The sequence below is a fragment of the Thioclava sp. JM3 genome (genome assembly GCF_002213185.1).
GTDB lineage: Bacteria > Pseudomonadota > Alphaproteobacteria > Rhodobacterales > Rhodobacteraceae > Thioclava > Thioclava nitratireducens.
The window spans coordinates 162308-173238 of sequence record NZ_NBOB01000008.1 but is presented as its reverse complement, the minus strand read 5'-3'; the positions used below and the strand labels follow the sequence as shown (position 1 = coordinate 173238).

The following is a 10931-nucleotide window of genomic DNA, read 5'->3' as shown; positions in this document are numbered from 1 at the left end:
GTCAGGCTGCGTCTCAGCCTTCCGCTTTTTTCAGCACGTCGAGCGCCTTGTTGAACTGTTCGACGTTCACCCGCAGAACCATCGGCTTGCCCTCTGCGGTCGGCTTGTAGCCGAAGAGGATGGCCTTGTTCTCACCGAAGAGCTTCAGCTCGTCCGCCGAGAGCGGCGCGGCGGCTTCGCAGACGTTGTTCAGGCAGGTCTGCCAGACCATGTCGCGCTGCTTGAGGTCGTCCTTGCCCTCAAAGCGGTAAACCGCGCCGCCGGGCAGGTAGACGCCCATCGGTACCTGCGCGATCAGCACCGCGCCTTCCTTCGCCGGCATCGCGATGAACCGTGCGAGAAGCTGGTTGGAATTCTTGACCCGCTGCTCCTGAACGAGGCGGCACACCGTCTTCTTCACCGTCGCGGCCTGACAGGACACGACCCAGTCGCCAAAGGCGGTGTTGTTGGCGATATCCTCTTGCGCGCCGGTCTGGGCCGGGGTCATGTTCTGCGCGACTGCGGCGGGTTTCTCCGCCGGTTTGGTCTTGCCGTCCTGCGCGGAGGTCTGGGCAAAGGCCGCGGGCGTGAGGCATCCCATTGCGAAAGCGGCCACTGCCGCCCCCTTCGTGATCCGTGCTCCCAGCCCTGCCATCTCGTTCATCTTGGTCATTCGCTCATGTCTCCTCAGAATTTGTAATCCAGCCCGACATAGAATGTTGGATTGCCCACATCGGTGAAGCCCAGTGTCTTTTTCAGCGGCACGCCCACGCTCGTCAGCAGCGCCACTCTCCGGTTAAGCTCTGTCGCCGCGCCGACCCCGAAAGAGGCCAGAACGTCCTGACTGGAATCGAAGCCGCCGGACGCGCGATAGGGTACGACGACCGCCGCATCCACGAAGGCGAAGGGCCGCACATTCAGGCGCCCCTTCATCCACGAGAAAGGTTCGCGCTTGGAGATCTGCAGGTTCAGCACCACGCCGGAATCGCCACCGCGCACCTCACTGGGATAGCCGCGCACGCTGCCCACGCCGCCTGCGGTGATCAGGCGCGACACGGGCAGGTTCTGCCCCGGCGCGATCTGGAAGTTCGCGGTCGCGTCGAATTGGAGCGCCTTGCCCAGCGGCGTGCTGAAGCTCGCATCGCCGTAGAGCAGCTGATAGGAGCCCTCGGTCTCGGAGGTGCCTTTGGCATCCGCCCGACCGAGCCGCACCCCGAGCCCCACGCTCGCCCGCGCCTTCGGCCATTGCCGGTAGAATCGCCCGATCGCGTAGACCTCGCTCAGCGAAATATCCGAAAATGCGAGCGGCCCCGCCTTTGACTTGTCGCGCCCGGTGTCGAAACCACCCTCGAAGGTGAAATAGCGATCCGGCCCGATCTTGAACGGGCGGCGGTAGTTGACCGTAAAATCGGTGGAATCCGAGGTGATCTGGACCGGGGTGAACTCGCCCCCGATGATCGAACTGTTGGAGCGGCTGATCGCTGCCGTCACGACCCCGCCATTCGGCCCGATCGGACGCGAATAACCCAACGAATAGGCCGAGGCCCCGTCCGACTTCTGCGCCTGGAACGAGAGCGCATCGCGCACGCCTGTCACGCTCGACCAGCGCACGAAGAGCGAGGCCCGGGCCCGGCCCGTCTCGGGGCGTCCGTAATTATCCGCCGACAGCGTCACGGCGAAGCGTTTCGGAGACTCGCCGTAGATCGTCGCCACCGTCGTGCCCGGCGCAGTACCCGGCGAAAATTTCAGCGACGGCCGGATGTCGTAGGACAGATCGAAGACGCGCAGCTCGCGAGAAATCTCGTCGAAATCCGGTTTCTCGTTGACCGGCAGCTTGAGCCGGTCGCGCAGGAAGCTCGGGTTGGTCCGCGGGAAGCCCTCGATCTGCACCGACTCGACCTTCGCCTCGACCAGCGCGACATGCAGAACGCCGTTGCGGATCTCCTGCGGCGGAAGCACGGGCTCCGCCGTCGGCACACCTTCGACGATATAGAGCCGCTTGATCTCTTTGATCATCGTCGTCAGGTCGTCGAAGCTGATCGGACGGCCGGTATATTTATCGGCCACCTTTTGCAGCTGCTCGGGCTTAAGATAGCTCGACGGGTCGAAGACGATCTTCGACAGCGTGAAGGTCTGGACCGAGACGGCGCCTGCACCCGCCGTCTGCTTCGCCTGCGCCTCGGCATGCGCGGTCGTCAGGGGAGCCGCGAATGTCGCGCCAGCCAGGAGTATCGTCAGCAGCAGGGACTTCACTTTTGCGTCTCCTCGTCGCTGGCCTGCGCCAGGGCATTGGTCAGCCCCATCAACGACACGTCGAAATGGATCGGCGGGGCATTGGGGGCAGGTCGATAGGTTAGCTGGGCGGCGCGGGCGGCTTTCCATGCGGCAAGCTCGGTGCGCGGAAGATCGATGCGCGCCTCGCAGGCACCGGGAACGCAGCGGATCAGTCGCAGTCGCTGTTCGGAACGGCCCGAAAGCTTCGCGAACGCGCCCGATCCGAGATGGATCTGCTGCGGCAAGAGCACTTGCAACCGCGCGCCGCCATCATGTTCGGGCTGCATCCGTAGGGTCGCGAGCCACGTCCGGTCTGCCGCCAGGGTCGTCGTAGCAGCGATGCAGGGTTCTGCGGCCTGCGGACAGCTCACTTTCCAGTCGCGAAAGGTCCAGCTTTGCGGCGCGGCCTCTGCCGGTGCGGCGCTTGCACTGAGAGAGAGAACGAGAAACAGAGTAAATCTTAAAATGAAAGGACGGTATCCGGGAAATGCAGAAGGCGCGGTGATACGACTTCGCAAAATCGGAATAGATCGACTTGATCGAAATAAAATACCCACGCGACACCCGTTTGAAATCAGCGCTGGCCTGAATGAAAATCAGCGCCTGTCTGAACAAAAGGGCCAAAACGCCTGGACCGGATTCACGGCATATCCACGGTGATGACCGGCACCGTGCGTCTTCAGACGGTTTACGCTTAGTAAATCCTATATCAATCTGTCAACAAAACTTTGTCGGCAAAATCGCAGGATATTGATTTGGCAACTTAAAGTAGAATTAAGGTAATGAAGCTCGCGCAAAGAAAACCGGACATTAGGCTCACATGGTCGAGGTTAGTCTAACTACTGAAAAGCTCGGTTTCGAAATGATTGCCCGGCACAGCGTAAATCTGCCCTAAAGCCGTCGCTCGCATCCAACATACAACACTACCGCTCACTGACTAAGCTGAGGATGCGAAGCCCAATCACCAGCGCCTCCCATTTGGACACAAGATGGTGCACATTCGGGTTTCCGCGTCTTCCCGGTTGACACCATATACTACAATTTACTATTAAAATAAAATATATCAATAACTTAGCTCAGAATCCTACCGCCCCAGCCACTCTCCTTTTTTTATAGCGAAACCAGCTAATTGCGGACCGGATCAGATTCGCAAAGGTAACACTTTGCGGATCACGTTCCCGGACTATCAGGGCATTCATCCTCGTCGAGTCAAAGGATCGCTTTCGCCCGCTCTACAGCCGCAAGCTCGGCCTCCATCTCCGCCATCTCTCGCTCAGCGCGCAGGAAAATCGGAAGATGGACTCGATCATGTAGAAAGAGCGCAGCATGCGCCTCAGGCCATCCAACGTTACTCGGTCGTTCATTAGACTTCTTCTGTAACGAAAAGAGCGACGCCCTGAGGGCACGCCCTATGGATGCGGCCGCAAGGGACGGGCGATCAAGCAGCGCGCAGAACCTCACCCGCCCAAATTTCCCGGCAGCAATCGGGCATGACGCCCGCAGCCCCCAACGACACGAGCCGAACGTGAGGGCTCTCACTTCTGTTGCCCGCGCCAAGGTCTCGGTCGTTTTTGGGCGAGAGCAGACATTCGCTGCATTGACGGTGCTCATCTCAGGTCGCTACCTGCCACGAAGTCCATGGCCAGCACTCAACCGAAGCTTGTCGCACTATCCAATAATGCCGTTTGTCTAAGCGCTCACGCTTTCCCTCACGTCTTCAGCTTCGCCTGTTCGAGCGACCAGTATTCCATGTCGAACAGCTCGCGCTCGGAAATCGGGGCGAAGCGCCCGAACTCTTCCGCCGCGTTCACGATACGCGCCGTCTGCTCCAGCAGATCGCCTGCGATGCGCGCCGCTTTCTCGTTCGCACCGACTGCAAAAAGCCCCTCGCCTGGCACAAGCACCGCGCGCGGCGCAGGATCGAGCATGGTCTTCGGCTCGGAAGCATGGGGCGCGTTGCGCTCGAAATAGGCCTGATAGCGATCGGCGTAACCCGCGAGCTTACGCTCGATCGCCGCGACATCGTCCCCGACCTCCACGATCAGCGGGAAGGGTTTGATACGTATCACGTGGTCCGGGGTCGCTGTGCCACGCATTGCCAGCTCCGACAAATCCTCGCGCGAGAGATAGCGCCGGATCGCAGGTGTCGTGCGGAAGTCTACCACGGGCTCGGCGCCAAGCGCTCCCTGCGCGGCGAGGGCCCGGGTCAGCGCGGAGACCAGATCATCGGGGACCGGCGCGTCATTGGACTGCGGACCCTCCACAGTGATCCCTTGCGACGCGAGAAACGCTTCGGCGGCGCTAACGAACTCGATCGTCAGCTCATAGCTCTCGCGCGCGGTCTCGGCGAAGGTGAACAGCCCGTGCTTCTCGAGCCAGAGGCCTTCCACATGCGGGTCGCGAGCAAGCGCATCCTTGCACGCATGGCTGAGCGCGTAGCCGGGCATGACGTAGGGCACGAAGCCGACCCGACCGTCATAGAGATCGCGCACCACCGTCTCCATGTTCTCTTGATCGGCCAGCGCGAGGATCGCCGTTGCATGGCAATGATCGACGAATGCCTGCGGCATATAGGCGTGCAGCAGCGCCTCTACCGAAGGATTCGGCGCGGTCGGGTCGAGCAGCTGGCTGCGCAGGAACGCCACCATCTCTTCGTCCGACATATACGGAATGGACCGCGTCTCCAGCAGCGGCTCCAATCGCATCGCCGGGAGGCCCGGCGCTTCGATATCGCCGAGGTCCCACCCCGACCCCTTCACATGAATGATCGCTCCGCCCGGCGCATCGGGAATCTTGACCGATGTATTACCACCGCCATGCAGCACCAGTTCAGGGTTCTGTCCGATCAGACGCGAGCTGTAGACGCGCCGCCCCAGTGCCGCGGGTTGGCCTGCCGCTTCAGCAGCCTCAGCGAATGAATGGGCGTCGGCGTCGTTCCAGCGCGATTGCATGGGAGGCTCCTTTTTCAACGTGTTTGCGAGGGCGCGTCGCCGCGCCCCCGCCAGGTGCGATCACTGGGGATCAGAAATCAAAGTTGTCGATATTATCCTTGGTAAACACGGTACGTTCGGGCAGCAAAACGATGCCGTTATCCTTGGCTTCATAATCGTAGCCCTGCACCGAGTTGGGCGAGACCTTCACTTCGCCGATGCCGGGCACATCCATCGTGTCACCGACCTGAAGCGGCCCGTTCTTGAGCACGTGATCGGCGACCGCCACCGAGATCGCACCCTGCTGGGTCACGTCCCACAGGCCGAAGCGCGCAACCGTTCCGCGCTTCACATAGGGGCGCATCACGTTGGGTGTCGAGAAGCCCACGATCGTCACTTTGCCAGCCTTGTCCAGATTTTCGGCAGCTTGGGCTGCGGCGGGAAGCGCGTTGGCATCGGGCGCGATGATCGCGTCGAGATCGGGATAGGCGCTGAGGATGCCCTCTGCGGTCTGAAGCGATTTCTGCGCGTCGTTATAGCCGTACTGCGTGGTCACGATTTCCCAGCCGGGATGCTCCTTCGCGATCTTCTCCTTCGCGGCCGCGACCCAGGCGTTCTGGTCGGTCACGGTCGGCGAGGAATAGAAGAAGGCGACCTTGGCCTTGTCCTTGCCGTTCAGCCCGTCGGATGCCATGTCCACCAGCATGCCGCCCAACTGCGCGGGCGTGCCCTGGTTGATGTAGTAGGAGCGGCAATCCGGGTTCACATCCGAGTCCCAGGTCATCACCAGCACGTCGCGCGCCATCGCTTGCTTGAGCGCCGGGCAAAGGCCATCGGGCGAGACCGAGGCGAGGATCACCGCCTTGTAGCCCTGATTGACGAAGTTGTTCACGAACTGAACCTGCCCTGACACGCTGGGTTCGGTCGGCCCGTCATAAGTGACGTTGTCGCCAAGCTTCTTGCCCATGTCGACAGCGCCCTTGCCGCCCGACGTGAAGTAGCCCACCCCGACAAGCTTCGGAATGAAGGCGATGTCCTCGGCCGCGGCCGAATTGGCCATCAGCATCCCTGCCGCAAGGGTGCCCATCACCCATTTGGTCGATTTACGCATTTCAGTTCTCCTCCTCTGAACTCTCTGGACGCGTCATTCTGACGGACGCGGCCGCACCGGAATGAACTCGCGCAGCAAGGACGCCCCGTGGCGCATTGCGACGACGACAACCAGCAGCGCTCCGGACAACGCGCTGGAAACCTGACTGGGAACACCGCTCATCTGCAGGCCCTGCTGCAGGTAACCGATGATGAAAGTGGCGATGATGGTGCCGATGACCGAGCCCTGACCGCCATAGATCGAGGCGCCTCCGAGAACGGCGGCGGTGATCGCGGGCAGCAGCGTTGCCTTGCCCAGATCGACCCGCGCCGAGCCGAAATAGGCCGACAGCAGCAGCCCCGCGAGCGCGGCGGCAAGCCCGGTAATGACATAGGTCAGCAGCTGCACCCGAGCGACGGGCATGCCCGCGTGGCGCGCGGCGGATTCGTTCTGGCCGATCTGGAACACCAGACGCCCGAAGCGCGTGACATGCAGCAGAACCAGCATCACCAGCGAGAAGGCGAGGAACACGAAAAGCGGCATCGGCAGGCCGAGGATCATCTGGTAGCCAAGCCCGGTGAAGGCCGCCGGGAAGCCGCCGATGCCGTCATAGCCGTTCGCGCCGACGACGCCGGAGAGCACCGTGGCCGCGCCCGAGAACATATAGAGCGCGCCAAGCGTCACCACGAGCGGTTGCAGCCGCGTGAGCCGGATGATCGTCGCGTTCAGCAGCCCCGCGAGCGCACCCGTCGCGAAGCCCACCGCAAGCGAAACCGGAAGCGGCATCCCGAAGAAATTGGCAATCCCGAAAGTGATCGCACAGAGCCCGACGGTGGAGGCGAAGCTCACGTCGATCCCGCCAGCGATGATGACGAGCGTCAGCGGCACCGCGACGATCCCGACATGCACGAAATCCGAGGTGCCATAGAGCAGCGAACTCAACTTGAGGAAGCGCGGGTTGATGGCGCCGAACACCACAAGCTCAAGGACCAGAAGCCCGAGCAACAGGACTTCCCAGCGCATCACGAGACGCTTCATGCCGCTTCCTCCAGATCACGGGTTTTGGGTGGGGGCGTTTCGCCTCGGCGGTAACGCGCCGCGCGGTCGCGCGCTTCCAGCGCGATCCGCAGTCGACCGTCGATCAGCAGCACGGCGAGCAGCATCGCTCCGCCGATGAGGTCGTTCCAGTAGGCCGGAATCTTGAGGAAGACGAGCGCGGTGTCGATCGAGGTGAAGAAGATCACGCCGATCACAACACCGGCAACCGATCCGACGCCGCCCAGCAGGCTGATCCCGCCCAGCACGAGCGCCGCGATCGCGCGCAGTTCCATCCCCGAGCCAGCCTGATTGGGAACGAAGCCGATCTGCGCCGCAAAGGCGATACCCGCGATGGCATACATCGCGCCCGCCCAGACAAAGGCGAGAAACTCGATCCGGCGCACCGGCAGGCCCAGATGGCGCGCTGCCTCGCGGTTGTCACCCATCGCGAAGACCCAGCGTCCGCGCCGGGTGCGCAGCACCAACCAGACCGCCGCGATCAGCGCGAGCGCTACGACACCCACCGCCGACAGCCCTAGGAAACCTTTGCCGGAGAGGTCCTTGACGCCTTGCGGCAGCTCCTCGATCCACTCGCCGCCGGTGGCGATCAGCATCACGCCGCGGAACAGGCCAAGCGTGCCAAGCGTGGCCACGATGGAGGGCACGCCAAGCAGCGCCACGAGCCCGCCATTGAGCGCGCCGGCTGCCACGCCCGCGCCAAGCGCGGCCGCGATCGCCACCGGGAGCGACGCCCCTGCGTTCACCGTCAGGCCCAGCGTCACCGCCGAGAGCCCGAGCACCGAGCCGCCCGAAACGTCGATATTGCGCGTCAGGATCACTGGAAAAATCCCCAGCGCCACGAGCATCAGCACCAGGCCGTTCGACCAGATGATCGAAGCGGTGCGCGCCGAGAGGAACCCGGGCGCCGCCGCACCGACAAGCAACAGCACGATCAGCGTGACGAGGAACAAGGTCGCGACACGTTCGCGGGCGATCCGTTCAAGCATGGACGGCCTCCTTGGATTCGAAGGCCAGTTCGGCGATCTCGTCGGTGCTGCTTCCGCCCGGAAGCTCGCCGGCGAGGTGCCCGCCCGCCATTACCGCGATCCGGTCCGACAGGCGCACGACCTCGTCGAAATCAGAAGAGATCAGCAACACCGCCGTGCCTGCGTCGGCCAGCTGTTCGATCAGTTCGTAAATATCGTTGCGCGCGCCCACATCGACGCCGCGCGTCGGCTCGTCGAGGATCAGAACCCGCGGCATTGCGGCGAGGCATTTCGACAGCAGAACCTTTTGCTGGTTTCCACCCGAAAGGCTGCGCACCGGTTGCTCCGCCGTCTCGCATTTGATCCCAAGCGTCTTGCGATAGCCTTCGAAGCGCGCGCGCTCTGTGCCAGGCCGCAGCAGGAAGGGCAGCAGATAATGCACGAGCGAAGAGGTATTCCAGTAAAGTGGCGCATCGAGAAAGAGCCCGTATTGCTGCCGGTCTTCGGACAGCAGCACGACATTCTCACGCACCGCGTCGCGCGGTGTCCGGGCGACGAAAGCGCGGCCCTCGAGTGCGACCTTACCGCCAGCACGCGGCCGCAGTCCGACGAGGGTTTCAGCCAGTTCGGTGCGCCCTGCCCCGACGACCCCGGTCAGACCGAGAACTTCTCCGTGATGCACATCGAAAGAGATATCGACAAAGCCTTCGCCCCGTAGCCCCGCGACTTCGAGCGTCTTGCGCTCGGCGCGGGTCCTGTCGGCGCGGCGGTCGCGCAGGGCCGCGACACCGGGACTCATCGCGGCGAGAATCTCCGCATCGTTGCTTTCGGCCATCTTCGCGCTGTGCACGACATAGCCGTCGCGCAGCACCGTGATCCGGTCGCTGACGGCGCGCAACTCGTGCAGCTTGTGCGAAATGAAGACGAGCCCGTGACCTGTCGCGCGAAGCGCCCGCATTCGATCGAAGAGCGTGTCCACCTCATGCGGAGTAAGCGCCGAGGTCGGCTCGTCAAGGATCAGCACCTTCGCCTCGCGCACGAGGCCCCGCAGGATTTCCACGATCTGTCGGTCTGCGATCTCGAGGGTCGCGGCCTTGGCATCGGGCGACAGCGCGACGCCAAGATCCGCGATCAGCTCGCCAATGCGCGCGCGATAAGCCTCTGCCCGGCGCGGCAGGCCAATGCAGATATTCTCCAGAACGCTTTGATTGGGGAAGATATGCGCCTCTTGCGGCACCAGATACAGCCCCATCGCCTGCGCCTGCGCGGGCGTCGCGGGATGCAGGGGCGCTCCACCGATGGAGACCCGCCCCGCCGTCGGCGCGACCAGACCTGCGAGGATTTTCATCAAGGTGGACTTACCCGCACCATTGCCGCCCAGAAGCGCATGGATTTCCCCGGCACGAACCGCGAAATCCACGCCCTTAAGCACGGGCACGCCGCCGTAGCTTTTAGAAACCCGGCCAAGCTCGGCGAGCACAGATGTCATAGCGCCTCCCTCGATCAACATCCCGTCTCCTCGAATGTTCATCTGTTTGTCGTGATAACATCTGTTCATCCGATATACTCGCTGTCAACAATTTTTAGCTTATTTTTTATGCTGCAATGCGGCGTTTTTGAGTTATTGACTTGTTCATATGTTTTTGTAACGAGTTATTTGAACATTGCCCCACCACTTCGGAGGACCGATCGTCATGGAAGAGCTAGCGCCGAACGAAACGGACGAAGCCCTGCTCGCGCGGGTCGCTTGGCTCTATTACAATGACGGGCTCACGCAGAGCGAAGTCGGGCATCAGCTCAACCTCTCGCGCATCAAGGTATCGCGGTTGCTCGATGCGGGACGCGCCTCCGGGCTGATCGAAGTGCGGATAAATTCGCGCCAGCAAGGCTGCCTCGAGATCGAGACCCGTCTGCAGGAGCGATTCCGCCTCAAGGATTGCCGCGTGATCCCCGACAGCGCCGGATCGGATGTCGACGCGCGGATCGGACAGGCGGCGGCGAATTACCTCATGCAGAAACTCGCGCCCGGCGACAGTCTTGCGGTCGGCTGGGGCGCCACCGTGTCGAACGCCATCCGGGTGCTCGGCCATGTGGTGCAGGAGCGCCGCATCGAGCTGTTTTCGCTGACGGGCGGCGTGCAGACCTATGTGCAGGGGATGCGCGAGGCGCATTGGGACCGCACGCCGAACATCATCCCCGCGCCGCTCGTCGTCTCGACGCCGGAACTGGCCGCCGCCCTGCTGCGAGAGCCTGCGATCTCGTCCTTGCTCAACCAGGCGATCGCGGCCGATTACAAGCTGGTCGGGATAGGCGGCATCTCGGAACAGGCGACCGTGGTTGCGCAAGGCTATATTACCGCAGGCGAAATCGAGCCACTGCGCCGCAGCGGTGCCCGTGGCGATGTGCTCTGTCGGTTCTACGACCGGACCGGGCAGGACATGGAGCTGCCGCTGCATGAGCGCGTGATCGGCGTCGATCTGGTCCAGCTCCGCGACTGCGAGCAGGTAATCGGCGCCGCCGGGGGCCCAAACAAGGTGACCCCGATCCTCGCCGCGCTGCGCGGCCAAATTCTCGACATTCTGGTGACCGATGAGGCGACCGCGCTGTCGCTCCTCGACGCCGCGGAGGACTGAC

9 protein-coding genes are annotated in these 10931 nt (G+C 62.8%); 1 reads left to right on the top strand and 8 read right to left on the bottom strand.

The genetic code is table 11. The annotated features are described in order from the left end of the window. Nucleotides 1-13: 13 nt before the first annotated feature. The 8 genes from B6V73_RS16020 to lsrA form a co-directional block, all read right to left on the bottom strand. Nucleotides 14-652 (bottom strand): invasion associated locus B family protein, encoded by a 639-nt coding sequence (locus B6V73_RS16020; RefSeq protein WP_088725732.1) that lies wholly within the window; start codon nucleotides 650-652, stop codon nucleotides 14-16. 14 nt (nucleotides 653-666) lie between these two features. Beyond that, on the bottom strand, nucleotides 667-2232 hold the full coding sequence (locus tag B6V73_RS16015; protein WP_168174913.1) for a ShlB/FhaC/HecB family hemolysin secretion/activation protein: 1566 nt from the start codon (nucleotides 2230-2232) through the stop codon (nucleotides 667-669). Beyond that, a complete protein-coding gene (locus B6V73_RS16010) occupies nucleotides 2229-2624 on the bottom strand; it encodes an invasion associated locus B family protein (RefSeq protein WP_168174912.1) in 396 nt (131 codons plus the stop codon). The genes B6V73_RS16015 and B6V73_RS16010 overlap by 4 nt, the downstream gene beginning before the upstream one ends. Before the next feature lie 1338 nt (nucleotides 2625-3962). Continuing rightward, the gene (locus tag B6V73_RS16005) at nucleotides 3963-5204 is read right to left on the bottom strand and encodes a class II aldolase/adducin family protein (protein ID WP_088725729.1); all 1242 of its coding nucleotides are present in this window, start codon (nucleotides 5202-5204) and stop codon (nucleotides 3963-3965) included. A 70-nt stretch (nucleotides 5205-5274) separates the two neighbouring features. Beyond that, entirely contained in the window at nucleotides 5275-6294 is a 1020-nt protein-coding gene (gene lsrB / locus B6V73_RS16000; protein WP_088719747.1) for an autoinducer 2 ABC transporter substrate-binding protein LsrB, read from the bottom strand. 33 nt (nucleotides 6295-6327) lie between these two features. Next, the gene (locus tag B6V73_RS15995; RefSeq protein ID WP_075774278.1) at nucleotides 6328-7311 is read right to left on the bottom strand and encodes an autoinducer 2 import system permease LsrD; all 984 of its coding nucleotides are present in this window, start codon (nucleotides 7309-7311) and stop codon (nucleotides 6328-6330) included. After that, the gene (locus B6V73_RS15990; RefSeq protein ID WP_088725728.1) at nucleotides 7308-8318 is read right to left on the bottom strand and encodes an autoinducer 2 ABC transporter permease LsrC; all 1011 of its coding nucleotides are present in this window, start codon (nucleotides 8316-8318) and stop codon (nucleotides 7308-7310) included. Before B6V73_RS15990 ends, B6V73_RS15995 begins: the two co-directional genes overlap by 4 nt. Further along, complete coding sequence (gene lsrA / locus B6V73_RS15985) at nucleotides 8311-9786, bottom strand: autoinducer 2 ABC transporter ATP-binding protein LsrA (RefSeq protein WP_075774351.1); 1476 nt, start codon at nucleotides 9784-9786, stop codon at nucleotides 8311-8313. The genes B6V73_RS15990 and lsrA overlap by 8 nt, the downstream gene beginning before the upstream one ends. 205 nt (nucleotides 9787-9991) lie before the next feature. On the opposite strand from lsrA, the gene B6V73_RS15980 reads away from it, so the two are divergent. After that, nucleotides 9992-10930, top strand: coding sequence for a sugar-binding transcriptional regulator (locus B6V73_RS15980; protein WP_088719744.1), 939 nt, complete (start codon nucleotides 9992-9994; stop codon nucleotides 10928-10930). Nucleotide 10931: the final 1 nt, after the last annotated feature.

What these genes read in the sequence shown, in the direction of transcription:
- lsrA (WP_075774351.1), bottom strand. Translation starts at nt 9,786, where the DNA reads ATGACATCTGTGCTCGCCGAGCTTGGCCGGGTTTCTAAAAGCTACGGC.
- B6V73_RS16005 (WP_088725729.1), bottom strand. Translation starts at nt 5,204, where the DNA reads ATGCAATCGCGCTGGAACGACGCCGACGCCCATTCATTCGCTGAGGCT.
- B6V73_RS15980 (WP_088719744.1), top strand. Translation starts at nt 9,992, where the DNA reads ATGGAAGAGCTAGCGCCGAACGAAACGGACGAAGCCCTGCTCGCGCGG.
- B6V73_RS15990 (WP_088725728.1), bottom strand. Translation starts at nt 8,318, where the DNA reads ATGCTTGAACGGATCGCCCGCGAACGTGTCGCGACCTTGTTCCTCGTC.
- lsrB (WP_088719747.1), bottom strand. Translation starts at nt 6,294, where the DNA reads ATGCGTAAATCGACCAAATGGGTGATGGGCACCCTTGCGGCAGGGATG.
- B6V73_RS15995 (WP_075774278.1), bottom strand. Translation starts at nt 7,311, where the DNA reads ATGAAGCGTCTCGTGATGCGCTGGGAAGTCCTGTTGCTCGGGCTTCTG.
- B6V73_RS16020 (WP_088725732.1), bottom strand. Translation starts at nt 652, where the DNA reads ATGACCAAGATGAACGAGATGGCAGGGCTGGGAGCACGGATCACGAAG.